The sequence below is a fragment of the Microbulbifer aggregans genome, assembly GCF_020524005.1.
GTDB lineage: Bacteria > Pseudomonadota > Gammaproteobacteria > Pseudomonadales > Cellvibrionaceae > Microbulbifer > Microbulbifer aggregans_A.
In genome coordinates, this window is record NZ_JAIVKK010000012.1 from 105,528 (window position 1) to 122,226 (window position 16,699).

The window sequence follows — 16,699 nt, forward strand, 5'->3', positions numbered from 1 at the left end:
GTATTACCGGGCATATTCCTCACCGTGAAGACTCTGCGACTCATCCTGGGCGACCAGCTCAACCACCATCATTCCTGGTACCGCAACGACAGCGCGGAGACCCTGTATTTCATTGCGGAAATGCGCCAGGAAACCGACTACGTCTGCCACCATATTCAGAAGGTCGCCGCCTTCTTCGAAGCGATGGAAGCCTTTGCCGGCTGGCTCCAATCCCGGGGCAAGCAGGTAATCCACTACCGTCTCGATCATCCTGACAATACGCAGAAACTCGGCACCAATATCGCCAACCTGATCCAGACCCACGGGATAGAGAAGTTTGAGTACCAGCTTCCCGACGAATACCGACTCGACCAGCAGCTGCAGCAGCTCGCCGACGACCTCAGTATCGAAACCCAGGCCTTCGACAGCGAACACTTCCTCACCCAGAGGGACGAGCTAGCACAATTTTTTAACAGCAAGAAATCCCTGCTGATGGAGAGTTTCTATCGACATATGCGCCGCAAGCACAATGTGTTGATGGAAAATGAGGAACCGGTAGGAGGCGAGTGGAATTACGACAAGAGCAATCGAAAAAAATGGAAAGGTAAACCGGCGATTCCTCACGAACGCGGCTTTCGCAAAGATGTGCGCACAACGCTGGCGCGGATAGAGAGCGCAGAAGTGAAAACCTTCGGTCATATCGACCCGCAACACTTTTCCTGGCCCACAACCCGGAAAGACGGCCTGAAAGTACTGCGCCACTTCTGTACACACCTGCTGGTGCACTTTGGTGATTTCCAGGATGCGATGGACCCGGACGAGGCCTATCTGTTTCACAGCCGCCTCAGCTTTGCCATGAACTGCAAACTGCTGCATCCGCGTGAAGTGATCGATGCCGTGATCAATCATTGGCAACAGAACAAAAACACCATTTCCCTCAATGAGGTTGAAGGGTTCGTTCGGCAAATTCTTGGCTGGAGGGAATATATGCGGGGCGTTTACTGGTGTGAGATGCCCGGTTACGCAAAGCTAAACCACCTGCAAAATCACCGTGACCTGCCGGCATTTTACTGGACAGCAGAAACCCGTATGAACTGCCTGCACCACGCGATCAAGAACAGCCTGGAGCACGCCTACGCACACCATATCCAGCGGCTGATGATTACCGGCAACTTTGCTTTACTCACTCAGGTGCACCCGGATCAGGTCGACGACTGGTATCTGGGAATCTATATCGACGCTATCGAGTGGGTAGAAATCACCAATACCCGGGGGATGAGCCAGTTTGCCGACGGCGGTCAGGTTGCCACCAAGCCGTATATCAGCAGTGGCAGTTACATCAACAAAATGAGTAATTATTGCCAGGGCTGCTGCTACGACGTGAAAGAAAAGACCGGTGAACATGCCTGCCCATTCAACAGCCTGTACTGGAACTTCCTCGCTGAAAAGCACAAGTACTTTGCAGAAAACCCACGCATGGCGATGATGCTCAGTCTGCTGAAAAAAATGGACCCGGAGGAGCTGAAAGCCTTGCAAAAGCGTGCCCACCAAATCATCCGTAATCCCGACTCGTTCTAACCCGACTTCGCCTTCATACGTTCCGATTAGCGCCACTTAACCAGGCACACTCTACGTATCCACATACCGCCAACTATAACTTGGCAAGCTACGCACCAATATGCGTATCAATAGTTGCACTGATACGGACGAGTAATGACATGACCCTGATATTACGCGCCTTAATTCCTCTGGTGTTGGCGATCACTGCGCTGTCTGCATACGCAGCCGACCAATACATCGAAGGCCGGGTAGAAAGCGGAGACGAGCCTATTGCCGCGGCTGAGGTAACACTCTGGATCACAGCTTCGGAAGGACCACAAAAGGTGGCGCGGGCAAAGAGCGGCAACGATGGCCGTTTTACGCTGACACTCGCCGACAGCAAAAATCCTTCGGGCATACTCTACCTGACTGCTGACGGCGGCGTTCCCAAAGCGGGCGTCGGCAGTAAACCGAATCAGGCAATCCGCCTGCTCGCCATTCTCGGCCATTCGTCACCAGCGAGGGTAACGGTGAATGAGTTGACCACGGTCGCATCCGTATGGACCGCCGCGCAGTTCATCAATGATGGCGCCCTCAACGGCGCACCTCTCGGCTTGAAAATTGCCGCGGGTAACGTGCCCAATTTTGTGGATCTTCAAACCGGGGAGCTGGGCCCGGTGATACAGGATCCCCTGAACAGCTCCCAGACGCCCACCCTGGCCAAGTTCAATACCCTCGGGGCACTGCTCGCTGCCTGCATCCGATCGCCAGACAACTGTGCCCGCTTGTTTGAGGCAGCGACACCACCGGGCGGGCCAACACCGGCGAATACGCTCGTAGCGGTGCATAACATAGCCCGCCACCCCTCACATCAGGCACGGAAAATTTTTGAACTGCTCGACGTGTTTTACCCCGTACCTGTAGGAAAGCGCTGGCGCTACACGCCCTATATTCCCTACCTGAATTTCGCCCCCAGTGCCTGGACCCTCTCGCTGGTTTACAGCGGCGGCGGCCTCAACTCGCTGGGCGGTATCGCCATCGACCGCGATGGCAATATGTGGGCCGATGACAACTTTTTGGTCGGTGCCCAATCGACGATTTTCGAGGGCTTCGGCGGCGGCCTTTCCAAGCTGGCACCCAACGGCAAACCGCTGTCGCCGATGACAACCGGATTTCGCGGCGGCGGCATCGACGGTCCGGGATTCGGCATCGCCATTTCAGCGGACAACAAAGTCTGGGCAACCAGCCTCGCCGGCAGGAATATATCCGTGTTTGACCGCATCACCGGCAAACCGCTGTCTCCGGAAAATGGTTACGACTTTGACGGTAAGCTGGGCGCGATGCAGGGCATCATCGTCACACCCGGGGGTGATGTCTGGGCGCTGGATAACGGCCGGGACCAGATTGTCCACCTGCCCAACGGCAATGCCGCCAAGGGGCGTATTCTCGGCCGCACGGTCAACGGCAAACCCACAGATGGAACACTAAAGCTGAAAGCACCGTTTCACCTGGCCATCGACCAGCAGGACCGGATCTGGGTAACCAATAGCGGCGGCGACACAGTAACCCGGTTTCCCGTCAGCAACCCGGGCAATGCAGAGCAGTTCAAGGTCGGCTTCGCGCCGCGCGCCATCGCTATCGACAGCCAGGGCAATGCCTGGATCGCGAATACCGTAGGCCACCTTTCCACCAAGGAGAAACTTGCGTTTATCGAAGCAAAAATCAAGGCCAAGGCGGAGCGGCTCAAGGGCAAACAGTCAGAGGCCAGCCGGGCCGCGCACGAATGGATTGATCTCTACGAAATTATTACCAAATTTCCCGGCGGCGATGTTTCCCTGCTTAACCCGGAGGGGAAATTGCTCGGAACCTTCGACGGCAACAAGAGCATCATCGGCGCCTGGGGTATTGCGATCGACGGCAACGACCACGTCTGGGTGGCAAACTCTACCGGCCGCTCCATCAGTCAGCTGTGCGGCGTGCGTACGGATACCTGCCCGACGGGCGTGAAAACAGGACAGGCAATTTCACCGAAATCCGGATATATCGGTGGCTTACAGATCGTAACGGATGTGGCCATCGACCCCGCCGGCAACGTGTGGGTTGCGAATAACTGGGACAGGCCCGATGAGGGATTCAAAAACAAACCCGATGAGGCACTGTCAACCCGCTTCGGCGGCAATGGCGCGGTCGTATTTTTTGGCCTCGCGGCTCCGGTAAAAACGCCCCTGATTGGTCCAGTGCAGTCGCAATACGGATTGGAAGAACCCTGACGGTCAGATCCCTTCGCCAAGGCTATATTGTAAGGACTTAATTTCCACTGCTTAAAATGGAAACTCGATGATTTTTCTGCTTCGCGCACTTGCTGGAATACTTCTTATCACCACTTCCCTTCAAGTATTCGGTTCAGAAACCGCGGACATCATTTTCCACAACGGCACAATTATCACCATCAATGACGCACAACCCCTGGCTGAAGCGGTGGCAGTCAAAGATGGAAAAATCCTCGCGGTGGGCAAGAAAGCAGAAGTGCTCAAAACAGTGGGCGAAAATACCAGGAAAATCGATCTCGCCGGCAAGACCATGCTTCCCGGTTTTTTCGATTCCCACGGCCACGCCTGGATGATCGGAATCCAGGCGATGACCGCCAACCTGTTGCCGCCACCAGACGGCGACGGTAAAGACATCCCCGCTTTGATCAAGCTACTGCAAGACTGGGCAGTAACCAACCAGGCCTCGGTGAAAAAAATCGGCTGGATTGTAGGCTTTGGTTACGATAACTCGCAGCTGGCGGAACAGCGCCATCCTACCCGGCAGGATCTCGATAAGGTTTCCACCGATATTCCTATCCTGATCATCCACCAGTCTGGCCATCTGGGTGTGGGCAACTCCAAAGCCCTGAAAATTGCGGGCATATCCGCAGACACAAAAAATCCCGAGGGCGGTGTATTCCAGCGGGAAACCGACGGCAAAACCCCAAATGGGGTTGCGGAAGAGTATGCGTTCTTTCAACTGGTTGGCGCCTTCGGCAAAGCGCTGAACGAAGATGCCAACGACCTGTTTGCGGTTGAGGGCACCAAGCTGCTTGCCTCTTATGGCTACACCACCGCGCAGGAAGGCCGCGCCACCTCCGCCTCACTCAACGCCTTGAAGCGGGTTGCCGACAGTGGAGAAATAAAGATCGATGTAGTCGTTTATCCCGACATCCTGGAAGTGCCTGACATACACCCATCACGCCAATACCATAATCACTTCCGGGTCGGTGGTGCCAAACTCACCATCGACGGCTCCCCACAGGGCAAAACTGCCTGGCTGACAAAACCCTATTTCAAACCGCCTCCGGGACAGAGCAAAGACTACCGGGGATATGCGGCCATCACCGAACAGCAGGCGATGGATGCTGTAGAGAAGGCCTTTTCCAACAACTGGCAGATCATCGTGCACTGCAACGGCGATGCCGCCATTGACCTGTTTATCAAGGCTGTCAGGGCTGCCGAGAAAAAATACCCGAACGTGCACAACCGCCCGGTGTTAATCCACGGACAAACCCTGCGCCGGGACCAAGTGGACGAAATCAAGGCGCTGGTTGTTTTCCCCTCCCTGTTCCCAATGCACACTTTCTACTGGGGTGACTACCACCGGGAATCGGTACTCGGACCGGAACGCGCGCAGAATATTTCTCCCACCGGCTGGCTTATGGAGCAGGACATGATATTCGGCACCCACCACGATGCGCCGGTGGCCCTGCCGGACTCCATGCGCGTGCTGTCTGCCACCGTCACCCGCCGTACCCGCAGCGGCCGCGTACTAGGCCCGCAACATCGTGTACCCGTCGCCACGACACTCAAAGCCATGACACTCTGGCCCGCGTGGCAGCATTTTGAGGAAGATAGAAAGGGATCGATCGAGGTGGGCAAGCTCGCTGACTTCGTCGTACTTTCCGATAACCCACTGGAGGTTCCAGAAAAACAATTGGCTGATCTAAAGGTACTGGAGACGTTTAAACAAGGCGAATCGATTTACAAGCGCGGATCAGAGCAAGCCTCAGCCCTATCACCCGCCCTGTTCGGCGTCTCGATGCCCGCCACAAATACGACAAACCTGCATGAGGCAGGCATCAATCACCAACACGGGGATGGGTGTTTTAACGATGCCCTGAGCGTGCTGCTACACGCCCTGGAAAAGAAAGAAGCGGATAACTGAGAAGCTAAGACCTGTCAGTGTTCGGTGCCCCGCACTACCGCATCCTGATAGCGTTTCGGGCTCATGCCAAACTGCTGATGAAAGCGACGGCTAAAGTGGCTCAGGTGGCGGTAACCCAGATCGAAGCACACCCGGGTAACGGATTCGCCCCGTGCCAGGCGCCCCTTGGCTGCCTCCATGCGCAAATGCTGTTGGAACTCCAGTGGCGTGCAGCCAAGGTGCTTTTTGAATTCACTGAAAAAGCGGCTGCGACTCATGCAGGCGACCTTGGCCAAACTGTCGATATCCAGAGGCTGGTCGAGGTATTGCTGGATCTGGTGCAGAGCCGCACCCAGGCCATTCACCTCCGGATTGTTTTCACATACGTTCAGCAGGAACGTTCGCGTTTGCTGGCGAAGCATGCGTACGATCAATTCACTGATACCGAAATCCACCAGCAAATCGCGATCGTCGAAGTTCTCGGTGAACGTGGTCACCAAGCGCTGCAACAGGGATTGTGTCGCCGGGCTGTGGCGCGTATGGATCAGGGAATCCGGGCGGTAGCGCCAGTCTTCAAACTCACGCTGGAGTGGTGCTGCGCCATTCAACTGGGCACACACTTTCTCAACCCGCTCGCGGGAAATTTCCACGGTGAGGCAGGAGGTCGGGTTTTCGAGACGGGCCTCGGGGAAATCAATCGCCACCCGCTCACCGGGTGCCATCACAAAGGATTCCTGGGGCAGGAAATCTGCACTGTAATCATTGGCCGCATGCATGATCTTGCGCCCGCTGATCATGCCGCAATACAAGAGTTCGCCCGCAGAAAGGCCAACCCGTTCGGCGGGTAAATAGGTGTCGTAAATACTCAGTTCGGAGCTGGGTCCGGCAAATGAAACACGGTTCTCCACCAGCTCACGTGGCTTTTCCCGGCCACGGATGATCGCTTCGCTCATAGATTCCCTGTCGTTGTTTTTATTATTTACTGGCTGCTGGATTCAGGATCAACTCTTCTGTACTCAGGAGAAAGCAGCCTGTGTCCACGCCCGTTATTTTTTTATCGCTTATAACTAAAACAGCCGGGGGTACTCATCGCCGTTCAAGAGTACCGCCGGGGCCGGGAGAGCACAACGTCCCGGTTGGTACCAACAAGCAGAATAATTACCCAAAGAGGAAAATAGCGATGATCTATACACAACCCGGACAGGATGGCGCCCTGATCGACTTCAAGGCGCGCTATGGGAACTTTATCGGTGGCGAATGGGTGCCCCCGGTTAACGGCAATTACATGGAAAATATATCCCCGGTTACCGGCGAAGTATTTTGCGAAGTGCCCCGCTCCGGCGCTGCCGATATCGAACTAGCACTGGATGCCGCCCACGCAGCCAAGGATGCCTGGGGCAGAACCGCGGCCGCCGAGCGCGCGAATACCCTGTTGAAAATCGCCGACCGCATTGAGCAGAATCTGGAGCTGCTGGCCGTCGCCGAGACCTGGGACAACGGCAAGGCCGTGCGCGAGACCCTGGCTGCGGATATTCCCCTCGCCGTCGATCACTTCCGCTACTTCGCCGGCTGCCTGCGCGCGCAGGAAGGCAGTATGGCGGAGCTCGATCAAAACACGGTTTCCTATCACCTGTATGAACCGCTGGGCGTAGTCGGTCAGATCATCCCCTGGAACTTCCCGATCCTGATGGCGGCGTGGAAGCTGGGCCCGGCACTGGCGGCCGGCAACTGCGTGGTACTGAAACCCGCCGAGCAGACGCCGGCTTCGATTCTGGTGCTGATGGAACTGATCAGCGACCTGGTACCGGCCGGGGTGATCAATATCGTCAACGGCATCGGTGAAGAAGCGGGCCAGGCACTGGCCACCAGTACCCGTATCGCAAAAATCGCCTTTACCGGCTCTACCGCTGTCGGTGGCCATATCCTCAAGTGCGCGGCGGAAAACCTGATTCCCTCGACGGTAGAGCTCGGTGGCAAGTCCCCGAACATCTACTTCGCCGATGTGATGCAGCAGGAAGAGGCCTTTATCTGCAAAGCCGTGGAAGGTCTGGTGCTCGCGTTCTTCAACCAGGGGGAAGTGTGTACCTGCCCTTCGCGCGCGCTGATCCAGGAATCCATCTACGACGACTTTATGCAGCATGTGGTCACGCGCACCAAGGCCATCAAACGCGGTAACCCGCTGGACAGTGAGACGCAGGTCGGCGCCCAGGCTTCTCTGGAACAGTTCGACAAGATCATGACGTATATCGAAATCGGCCAGCGCGAAGGGGCCGAGGTCATTTTCGGCGGCGGTGCCGAGGAGCTCGGTGGCGAGTTCCGCAAGGGCTATTACGTGCAGCCCACCCTGCTGAAGGGCCACAACCAGATGCGCATCTTCCAGGAAGAAATCTTCGGCCCCGTCGTCGGTGTAACCACCTTCAAGGACGAGGCGGAAGCGCTGGCGATCGCCAACGATACGGAATACGGGCTGGGCGCCGGCGTCTGGACCCGGGATATGAACCTGGCCTACCGCATGGGCCGCAATATCCAGGCGGGCCGTATCTGGACCAACTGCTACCACCAGTATCCGGCCCACGCCGCGTTTGGCGGTTACAAGAAGTCCGGTATCGGCCGCGAAACCCACAAACGCGCGTTGGAACACTACCAGCAGACCAAAAACCTGCTCGTCAGCTATGACACCAACCCGCTCGGCTTTTTCTGATCCATCATCCTGTAGGCATACTTGGGGAGCTTCGGCTCCCCCTTTTTTACCGCCGCTTTCCTGGCTGCCGACGCCATTGCCGGCAATCTCCACCTCACAACCTCACCGGATTCTCTCAAGTTTTACAGCGGCCCGCCGATAGTACGTCCACCCGCTTTAACCGGGGCGATCCCGTTATTTGTGTCACAGGAATTGAGTAATGGTTGAAAGAGTCGTAGTAGTCGATGGCAGGCAGGTCGCTGCTGAAGGCGTAGCGAACGTTATTATGGGCACCTACATCGGTATCGGTGCCATCATGTATGGCCTCTACTGGCTCGTTGGCTTTTTCACTCCGAGGCTGCTGGAAGAGGGCCTTGGCATACTGACTTTCCTGATTGCCCCCGGCGCCATCCTGCTGTGTGCGTTCCTGCTCCTGATTGTACTTGTCGCGGCCATCTCATTTGAAGACCCAATCACACAGCTCGCCTATGCCGCCGGTATAGGCTATGTGACGATACCCGTTGTTCGCGATATGGGGCTGATTGGCTATAGCTCTGCGGGAAAATACATCGGCTTCTTTATTATTTTTGCCGTCGTATTCAGTCTTCTAAAAGCACTGATGCAATATCCCAAGGTATTGAAGGCAACCAAGATACTGGGCGGGATCATTATCTTCAGCCTGCTGCTGTTTCCTTTCTCGAGCTCGACAATGGATATCCTCTACGCTGCCGGCTGGGTTAATCCCACATAAATTCAAGCTGACGAATCAGGGCAGGAGTAATCGACTGTCCTGCCATGATTCAGGTCCGGATAACCTGTCGTAGCGACGCCTCTATCTGGCCGCCACAATACCCCTGCCCCCATTCCTCGCGCTGCGCTTCAAGAAAAGGGCGTATCGCCGGGCGCGCTTCCACCCGCTTTACCAGCGCCGATATCGCCGGCGCATTTTCCTCTAGATCCGCGTTCAGCGGCGGGAAGGTATATACCATGGTTCCAAACAATGCCGCTGCAGCGATATCAGCAACGGAAATAGTCGAACCCAGCAGGAATCCCTTGCCATCCTTCAACCCGTGTTCCAGCCCCGTCTTCTCAAAGATCTGCATCCAGTCCGGCAGGCGGGAATACCGGAAGGTTTCCCAGCTCTTTTTGTCCCACATCGCCAGCCCGTGGAAGTTGGTGATTTCCAGAAGAATGTCGTTACAGTCCAGCAAGGTTTTCAGGGCGAGAGTCTGGGGTTCCGGGCGCTTGGGCAGGTAGTCATACTTCCGAGCCAGGTGCATCATTATCGCTGGCATCTGCGCAAAGTATTTTTTCAGTTTGCAGTCGTACAGGTAGGGCGCGGCCATGCCGGGATTGCTGATCTCGAGGCTGCGCGCTGGGTAGATCTCCGTAGCATCGTGCTTTGTATAAGCTGAGCCAACCTCTTCCAGTAACATCTGGATAAACACACCACGGAAGGGGAGATCCCAGTAATAAATTTTGTAGTCCATACCTCAGGCAGCCTCTGGTTGATTACCGGCCAGCAATCTAATTTCGTCTTGTGCAATTCATTCAAAGATCCGCCAATCCGGTTTTACAATCATATTTAAATTCGTTCCCGGACTTCATCGTCATCAGGGCAAGTTTGACCCTGTATGTATCAACCAACTCACTATCGTAGGTACACGCTCTCCGCATCAGACCCGCACCGGATGATACCTTGAAGGTAAAGTTCCCTGCTTTATCGGTTTCTTTCAAAGTGAAAACACCCAAATAGGTAATCATGTCAGGATCAATCTGGACCTCGATATAGTTACGCTCTTCCAAGCGCAAGTCATCCCGAGTCCGATAATGGTTCGCAGTTCTGTCCAGATGGGTGATCACATAATTACCTGAAGGAATTCTGTGAATCGGCTTTTTGGATGGAAGATGAAATCCCCGATTAAGGTTTTCAATCCCGAGCCAATAATCCTTGCGTGAATTATCCGGTACATAATAGAAATCAAATACAACATATCCGTACTGATGACCGGAACAGGCACTCGCCAACATACACAGCGCGATGACAAGACTTTTCATATCTTACATCCTTGTTTTCGTTATTCCTGATGCACCAAGCTGCGAATACCGATTCCTGCGACCTTATATAGAAGCCGGAAATACCAAACCCATTTCGTAACCCATAATTCTTATAGGCACAAGGCCATTTTCTTACATTCTTTCACGAAGTTCAGGACTAAGGTTCAACACTTACTTGATAGCAACATCCTGTTCAGAGGCATTTATTACACAGGCATACTTGAATTCAGGCGTTTCTGTCAGCCCAGGAATAGCCATACGCAAGTTAAGCGTCTCAAACAGTTCCGGACTGTGTTCGCAGGCACGCTGCATAACCCCTCCGCCGCCATATACACTCACATTAAACTTACCTGTTTCTGGTGAGCGCTCCAGTGCAAGCACGCCAAGATAGTTAATTACATCGGGTTTAATCTCGATTTCCACAAACTCGCCAGCATCAAACCTGAGATCGTCAAAGGTTAAGATGAAGCTCGATGAACGATCAAAGTGGGTTAACTTATACTTTCCGGCCACCAGTTTATGAATCGGTTCCATCGAGAAAAGGTGGCGATTTTTTTGCTTTTCCTTGAGCCCCAGCCAGTAATTTCTACGCTGAGACTCATCTATGGAATAGACATCAAATATCACATATCCATATTGATGTTTGAATTCAGGAATAGCATCGCAGGAAACCTGTAAAAGGCAGACCACTATTACTAGCACTTTCATGCTGGCACGCCCTTGTTTTTGTTAGCCGGGACTCATACAAAATCCTGAATATTCAGCGCCGGCTTTTGGAAACCCCGGCAGCCATACCAAATATTCGTTTCGCGCCCATACACGCATGTGAGCTATCTGCGCGCATATAGCTATTAGCAACTTTCAGCATTTTTTCCACTCCGACCAGTAATTTCCCGCCAACCGATTGCCAGTCAAGTTTCCCTGTTGAGTCCAAGGCATTCAAAACTGTCATCAGTGCTAACGACACCCTGATGTGACAACCAGCGCAAAAATGCCAATTTTTTGATCTGCACTGTCATACCTGATCCGATTTACATACGGTTCTGCATAATGCGTGCTTCTTCGCGACAACAGAGCCAAAAGGGCTGGGAATCGCTTGGCGCATGGCCTTCATACAGGGAGCACGATGTTTAGCAGCTCTACCGAGAAATCCTTCCTTTTGCTTACCATTGCCACTCTTGGCGGTTGTGGGGAGGTGGTGGAGGATCTTCAGATTCAGGGACCCTGGACGGCGGCACTGGCGGTGGAGGGTGCCTTCTATATACCGTAGAGCAATCAGGGATATTGCGATGCACTGGTGGGACACGACAAGGTCGTGTTTTAAGGATCGGATCAGACACCGGTTTACTGAATGTTAACCTGCGGGGTGACTGGAGAGCCCCCAGCACTATTGCAAGGCAACTCCCATGCAATAAACTCTGGCCCGGGAGGCTCCCGGGCCAGAGTGCTGACTACTCCTCTACCGACAAGCTCGCCACATGCGCAGCCTGCTCAGCGTCAAGCAACGTCACTTCACCAAGCCCCAGATCCTGCAAGCGACCAAACTGGGTCGCGCGATCACCCACTACGACCCAGATCATCGATGCCGGCTGCATGTAGGTATCGGCAATTTTCTGTACCTTCTCCACGGTCATGCCATTGGTAATGGCCTCGCGCTGGCGCACGTAGTCGGCGGGCCAACCATAGGTGCTCATGTTTTCCAGCAGACCGAGTTTGGCACTGGCAGTCTCGAACGCGCGCGCATTGCTGCGGGTTAAATAGGAACGGGAGGTTGCCAGGTCTTCCACGGTATAGGTCGGCGCATACTGTTTGAGGATATCGCGGATCAGCTGCACCGATTCCGCGGTGGCATTGGCGCGCACGCCGGTGCCAATCTGGAAAGTGCCCCCGGTCTTATCCACAGCGAGGCCGGATCGGATGCCGTAGGTATACCCTTTGCCTTCGCGCAACTCCTGGGTGAAGCGCGATGCAAATCCCCCTCCGCCGAGGATGTAGTTGGTGAATACCGCCGGGTAGTAATCAACCGACAGTGCGGACATGGCCGGGCGGCCGATGCGCAGCACTGACTGTTTGGCATCCGGCACGTCGACAAAATATATGCCCGGTTCCGCAGCCACCGATGGCGGGTTGGGGATTACCACTTTGTGCGTCGGCCAGCGTTTCACCAGCGATTCCGTAGCGGCGATAAATTTGTCTTGTGCGATATCCCCCACCACATGTACGCGGGCCACGGAGGGCGACAGGTATTCGCGATGGTAGGCCTTGAGGTCGTCCATGGTAATCGCTGCCACAGAGTCTTCCGTACCCAGCAGGCTGTACCCACGAATACTGTCCTTGCCGTGTATCAGACGCGCAAAGGTGTTGCCGGCAATGGCATTGGGTTCCGACGCCGCGCGGGTCAGCTGGCTCTCCACGCTCTTCTTTGCCAGCACCAGCTCGCTCTTGTCCCAGCGCGGTTCCAATAGCATTTCTTCCACCAGTGCGAATACTGCATCGAAATTGCGTGCGAGAGTGGTGACATCGAAGCGGAAGCTGTCTTTATCGGCCGAAACCTCGATACTGGCACCAAGGGTCTGGATAGCGGTTTCCAGCTCTTCCGGTGTGCGCTTGGCGGTGCCGCGTTCCATCAGCATGGCGGTGAGGTTGGCGACGCCGGTCTTGTCCAGTTGCTCATGCAACTGGCCACCGTCGATGACCAGGCTGAAATCCACCGTGGGTACTTCGTCGCTCTCGATGCCGGAAACTTCGATTCCGTTTGCCAGCGCCGCTTGCCACACACTCGGTACTGCGGTTTCGGCCGGCTCGCCGTATTGCGGCTCCTCGCTGCGGTCAAAGTTAGACCGGGTGCGCGCATAGTCGGCCTGTACCGATGCATCAAACTGCTCTTCCGCACCGTTGACGATCTGCTCTTCTACCACCTGCGCCACAGTGGAGTCCGCCAGTGCAAGCTCAGGTGTGCCCTTGGGCACAAAGCTCGCTGCCACATAGGGCTTGCCCTTGAGGTACTTGCGGTAAACCCGCTGCACATCGTCCGCGGATACCGCCAGCAGTCGCTCAATGTCCTCGCTCACATAGCCTGGGTTACCCTGGTACATCTGGTACTGGGCCAGCTGGAACCCCTTGCCCAGCACACTGGAAAGACTGTTGTAGAAGGCGATTTCCTGGCCCGCCTTGATGCGCTCGAGGTCTTTTTCGGCAATACCTTCTTTCTCGAACAGCGCGAACGCCTGTTGAATACCCGCGTACACCGCATCGAGGTCCCGGCCTTCAAACGCCTGAACTTGCAGCTGAACCTGTCCGGCCAGCTCGGATTCATAACCGCCCATAGATACGTCAGCGGTCAACTGCTGGTCTTCCACCAGCACCCGGTAAAGGGGCGCGCGCTTGCCGTCGGACAGGTATTCGGTCAGCACCGCCAGCGGATAACTGTCCGGGTGGTAACGCTCCACCGCGGGCCAGGCGAGTGTCAGCGCGGGCTCACGGGCGAAGTTGTCTTCGTGGAAACGGCGCACCGGTTCCTTCAACACCGCCGCCTGTTTCGGTGCCCGCTCGATGGGCTCCCCCGCCGGTACCTCGTCGAAATACTTGTGCACCCAGGCCTTGGCCTGCTCGGTATCGAAATCTCCAGCCACCACCAGGGTTACATTATTCGGCACATACCAGCGGCGGAAGAACTCCTTCACATCGGCGAGGGTCGCACCCTGCAAATCTTCCAGCGAGCCGATCACCTGCCAGTTGTAGGGGTGCCCTTGCGGGTACAGATTGCGGTCGATGACGTACTGGGTATGGCCGTAGGGGCGATTATCGTAGCTCTGGCGCTTCTCGTTTTTCACCACCTGTTTTTCCTTCGCCAATACCGGCTCGGTCACGGTGTTGATAAACCAGCCCAGCTTGTCGGCCTCCGCCCACAGCATTTTTTCCAGCGCGTCTTTCGGCACCGTCTGGTAATAGTTGGTGACATCGCGAGAGGTGGAACCATTGGCCCCGGAACCACCGATGCGTGCACTCATCGCATCCAGCCCGCCCTTGCCCAGGTTCTCGGACTCCAGGAACAGCAGATGCTCGAACAGGTGCGCAAAGCCAGTGCGCCCCTCCTTCTCCCGCGCCGACCCCACATGCGCCGTTAACGATACCGCCACTACTGGATCGGAACGGTCGATATGGAACAGCACATTGAGGCCGTTCTTCAGCTGGAACTGCTGGTAGTCGATGGCGAACTGGGTATCTGCCTGTACCGCAGCCCCGGGGGCAGATTCGGAGACAGATTCATTAGTGGGCTTGTCACAACCGACCAGCCCCAGGGCCGGGATGGAGACGGCAGTAACGAAGACTGCCGACCCGAGAAGATTCCTTAACATGATGCTTTCCTGTGCCTAACGCTTTCACGCAGTAATTCTGCACCGGAAGATAGCAGGACTGCCGGCACCGGGCGACCGTAGTTAGCGCTTGCCCCGATTCCATCCAGCGCCTGATAGGCACACTTCATCGCAACGCTGAATTCAATTGCGCCCCAAACCCAATATATTTTCGAGGCACACAAGCATTACAACAAAAAGATATACGCGCCACACTGCTCCCACACACGCCTAACCTGTCGGTTTTACCCTATTCCCGTGAGACTCTCCACAGTATTCTTGCGCACTATCTATCGCTTGCTGTCGGATCGATCTCACATCAATAAACACGGGAACCCCACATGTCTTGGAGTAAACCCAATATGGCCGCCGGCGCGGCATGGGGTACTCTTGCACATCCGGAAGTAGCAGAGATCAATGCAAAACTCACCCCTTTTTCCATTGCCGCGAGCTACTCACTGACTCTGCTGCGGTACTACAATCCGGCAGCATCGGCACAACTTCAGCGGGTAAAAGCGGACAATTTTACGGATAAGTTCACCGCGTACCTGTTCCGCCTCTATCGCCCGCGCTTTGACCAGCTGCTCCCTGACGAAGACAGCAGTGCAAAACTGAAGGCCCTGAAACGGAAGCTGGCAGAACTTTTCAACCATCCTGAAGGCAAAACCCTGGATGATCTGGCTCTACGGCTGGATGAGCAATTGGTGTTTTCAGGTGGCGTGGAAGTCACTGCATGATGGTAAAATGGATTTCAATGACCCTACTGACCGGGGTTATTGAATAAAGCTATTGTTCACAAGGAGAGAGAACATGATATTTCCGGAAAGGATTGAAACGGAAGAAGAGATTATCCTCAGGTCTAATATGCTCGGGTTCGCGATTGGATTCGCTGCCATGGCCGTAGCGTATATACTTCAGAGTATCAGTGCCAACAGCCCGGAACCCAGCTACACAGCGGTCGCTGAAGTTGTATTTCTGATCACGGGCTATGCGTTCTTTGCGAGAGTCTTCTACCTGATTTTTGTTCACGCCTCGGATATCAGAAAAGCAGTAGAACAAGGCCTGAATATCCACGTTTCAGGTAGCGCGTTTAGCCTGAAAAAACCGCTTGAGCATAGATATTCAAAATCAGAAATACTGAGCAATTCCAGCACCTGACAATACGTGCCACTTCATTGGCGCCACACCAAAAATAACCATATACGTAAAGTTCATGTCATAGCCTGTGCCCTATAAACGGCCTCATCGCTGCTGTTAGGGCACAAACATCAAATCGCCCTATCCCACGGGATCGTGCCTGGAGACAGAAATGAAATCTCTAAAAATCATCATTTGTTGTTTCTATCTACTCTGCCCATTTGCCATCGCAGGGGAAGAGGCCACGTTTGTTCCAGTAGTCAAATTGTTCTCAGCATTGTCGGACGCCAATCATAGCGGCATGAGATCTGCCGTTACCGATAACTTCACCTTATTGGAGCACGGTGAAATTTGGGATATGAACACCTTGACCAACCTTGTCAAACCATCCAAAAAGCAGAGAAAGAATTTCTTCAGCATCATAAGTAGCGAGACCATGGGAAACTCCGCTTTTATAAACTACTGGAATAAAGCAGAGGTTCATGATGGAGACTCCAAAACTGAATACATCTGGCTGGAAAGTGTTGTTGTGTATAAGGTAAATGGGGAGTGGAAATTGCAACAAATGCATTCAACGAGGGTAGAAGCGGAAAACGCGCCTAAGGATATTAAGTTTACTGCCAGCTATGTGAAAACATAATCGTGGTTACCATGGTAGTGTTCAGAATTCTGTGTCATTTCTTTACCATTGACCGAAAAGAGATGACCCATGACCAAACCAACTTTCGATATGGATGCCGCGATCAAGGCGCTGCGTGAAGGCAAAGACCTC

14 protein-coding genes are annotated in these 16,699 nt (G+C 54.5%); 9 read left to right on the top strand and 5 right to left on the bottom strand.

What is annotated here, in order from left to right:
- Window positions 1-24: 24 nt before the first annotated feature.
- The 3 genes from LC093_RS18380 (at window position 25) to LC093_RS18390 (ending at window position 5,718) form a co-directional block, all read left to right on the top strand.
- The gene (locus LC093_RS18380) at window positions 25-1,557 is read left to right on the top strand and encodes a cryptochrome/photolyase family protein (RefSeq protein ID WP_226668293.1); all 1,533 of its coding nucleotides are present in this window, start codon (window positions 25-27) and stop codon (window positions 1,555-1,557) included.
- A 140-nt stretch (window positions 1,558-1,697) separates the two neighbouring features.
- A complete protein-coding gene (locus LC093_RS18385; protein WP_226668295.1) occupies window positions 1,698-3,788 on the top strand; it encodes a hypothetical protein in 2,091 nt (696 codons plus the stop codon).
- 67 nt (window positions 3,789-3,855) lie between these two features.
- On the top strand, window positions 3,856-5,718 hold the full coding sequence (locus tag LC093_RS18390; RefSeq protein WP_226668298.1) for an amidohydrolase: 1,863 nt from the start codon (window positions 3,856-3,858) through the stop codon (window positions 5,716-5,718).
- Window positions 5,719-5,732: 14 nt separating this feature from the next.
- Here LC093_RS18390 and LC093_RS18395 read toward each other — a convergent pair whose 3' ends face one another.
- On the bottom strand, window positions 5,733-6,650 hold the full coding sequence (locus tag LC093_RS18395) for a helix-turn-helix domain-containing protein (RefSeq protein ID WP_226668301.1): 918 nt from the start codon (window positions 6,648-6,650) through the stop codon (window positions 5,733-5,735).
- Window positions 6,651-6,877: 227 nt separating this feature from the next.
- Here LC093_RS18395 and LC093_RS18400 point away from each other — a divergent pair, with 227 nt between their 5' ends.
- Window positions 6,878-8,398 (top strand): aldehyde dehydrogenase family protein, encoded by a 1,521-nt coding sequence (locus LC093_RS18400; protein ID WP_226668304.1) that lies wholly within the window; start codon window positions 6,878-6,880, stop codon window positions 8,396-8,398.
- A 199-nt stretch (window positions 8,399-8,597) separates the two neighbouring features.
- Complete coding sequence (locus LC093_RS18405) at window positions 8,598-9,128, top strand: hypothetical protein (protein WP_226668306.1); 531 nt, start codon at window positions 8,598-8,600, stop codon at window positions 9,126-9,128.
- A gap of 49 nt (window positions 9,129-9,177) precedes the next feature.
- Here the strand turns inward: LC093_RS18405 and LC093_RS18410 are convergent, their stop codons facing one another.
- From LC093_RS18410 to LC093_RS18420, 3 genes are all read right to left on the bottom strand, one after another.
- Window positions 9,178-9,867 carry a glutathione S-transferase gene (locus LC093_RS18410; RefSeq protein ID WP_226668308.1) on the bottom strand — a complete coding sequence of 230 codons (690 nt, stop codon included), beginning with the start codon at window positions 9,865-9,867 and terminating at the stop codon, window positions 9,178-9,180.
- A gap of 61 nt (window positions 9,868-9,928) precedes the next feature.
- Complete coding sequence (locus tag LC093_RS18415; protein ID WP_226668310.1) at window positions 9,929-10,435, bottom strand: hypothetical protein; 507 nt, start codon at window positions 10,433-10,435, stop codon at window positions 9,929-9,931.
- 171 nt (window positions 10,436-10,606) lie between these two features.
- Complete coding sequence (locus LC093_RS18420; RefSeq protein ID WP_226668313.1) at window positions 10,607-11,143, bottom strand: hypothetical protein; 537 nt, start codon at window positions 11,141-11,143, stop codon at window positions 10,607-10,609.
- A gap of 418 nt (window positions 11,144-11,561) precedes the next feature.
- On the opposite strand from LC093_RS18420, the gene LC093_RS18425 reads away from it, so the two are divergent.
- Window positions 11,562-11,705: a hypothetical protein gene (locus LC093_RS18425; protein WP_226668316.1), complete on the top strand. Its 144-nt coding sequence runs from the start codon at window positions 11,562-11,564 to the stop codon at window positions 11,703-11,705.
- Window positions 11,706-11,886: 181 nt separating this feature from the next.
- Here the strand turns inward: LC093_RS18425 and LC093_RS18430 are convergent, their stop codons facing one another.
- Window positions 11,887-14,793: a M16 family metallopeptidase gene (locus LC093_RS18430; RefSeq protein ID WP_226668319.1), complete on the bottom strand. Its 2,907-nt coding sequence runs from the start codon at window positions 14,791-14,793 to the stop codon at window positions 11,887-11,889.
- A gap of 338 nt (window positions 14,794-15,131) precedes the next feature.
- On the opposite strand from LC093_RS18430, the gene LC093_RS18435 reads away from it, so the two are divergent.
- From LC093_RS18435 to LC093_RS18445, 3 genes are all read left to right on the top strand, one after another.
- The gene (locus LC093_RS18435) at window positions 15,132-15,527 is read left to right on the top strand and encodes a hypothetical protein (protein WP_226668322.1); all 396 of its coding nucleotides are present in this window, start codon (window positions 15,132-15,134) and stop codon (window positions 15,525-15,527) included.
- Between the two features lie 73 nt (window positions 15,528-15,600).
- On the top strand, window positions 15,601-15,948 hold the full coding sequence (locus LC093_RS18440; protein WP_226668324.1) for a hypothetical protein: 348 nt from the start codon (window positions 15,601-15,603) through the stop codon (window positions 15,946-15,948).
- Window positions 15,949-16,099: 151 nt separating this feature from the next.
- On the top strand, window positions 16,100-16,567 hold the full coding sequence (locus tag LC093_RS18445; protein WP_226668328.1) for a hypothetical protein: 468 nt from the start codon (window positions 16,100-16,102) through the stop codon (window positions 16,565-16,567).
- The last annotated feature ends 132 nt before the right edge of the window (window positions 16,568-16,699 follow it).

Coding starts and splice junctions, on each gene's coding strand:
- LC093_RS18385 (WP_226668295.1), top strand. CDS start 1,698: ATGACCCTGATATTACGCGCCTTAATTCCTCTGGTGTTGGCGATCACT.
- LC093_RS18390 (WP_226668298.1), top strand. CDS start 3,856: ATGATTTTTCTGCTTCGCGCACTTGCTGGAATACTTCTTATCACCACT.
- LC093_RS18395 (WP_226668301.1), bottom strand. CDS start 6,650: ATGAGCGAAGCGATCATCCGTGGCCGGGAAAAGCCACGTGAGCTGGTG.
- LC093_RS18400 (WP_226668304.1), top strand. CDS start 6,878: ATGATCTATACACAACCCGGACAGGATGGCGCCCTGATCGACTTCAAG.
- LC093_RS18405 (WP_226668306.1), top strand. CDS start 8,598: ATGGTTGAAAGAGTCGTAGTAGTCGATGGCAGGCAGGTCGCTGCTGAA.
- LC093_RS18410 (WP_226668308.1), bottom strand. CDS start 9,867: ATGGACTACAAAATTTATTACTGGGATCTCCCCTTCCGTGGTGTGTTT.
- LC093_RS18415 (WP_226668310.1), bottom strand. CDS start 10,435: ATGAAAAGTCTTGTCATCGCGCTGTGTATGTTGGCGAGTGCCTGTTCC.
- LC093_RS18420 (WP_226668313.1), bottom strand. CDS start 11,143: ATGAAAGTGCTAGTAATAGTGGTCTGCCTTTTACAGGTTTCCTGCGAT.
- LC093_RS18425 (WP_226668316.1), top strand. CDS start 11,562: ATGTTTAGCAGCTCTACCGAGAAATCCTTCCTTTTGCTTACCATTGCC.
- LC093_RS18430 (WP_226668319.1), bottom strand. CDS start 14,793: ATGTTAAGGAATCTTCTCGGGTCGGCAGTCTTCGTTACTGCCGTCTCC.
- LC093_RS18435 (WP_226668322.1), top strand. CDS start 15,132: ATGTCTTGGAGTAAACCCAATATGGCCGCCGGCGCGGCATGGGGTACT.
- LC093_RS18440 (WP_226668324.1), top strand. CDS start 15,601: ATGATATTTCCGGAAAGGATTGAAACGGAAGAAGAGATTATCCTCAGG.
- LC093_RS18445 (WP_226668328.1), top strand. CDS start 16,100: ATGAAATCTCTAAAAATCATCATTTGTTGTTTCTATCTACTCTGCCCA.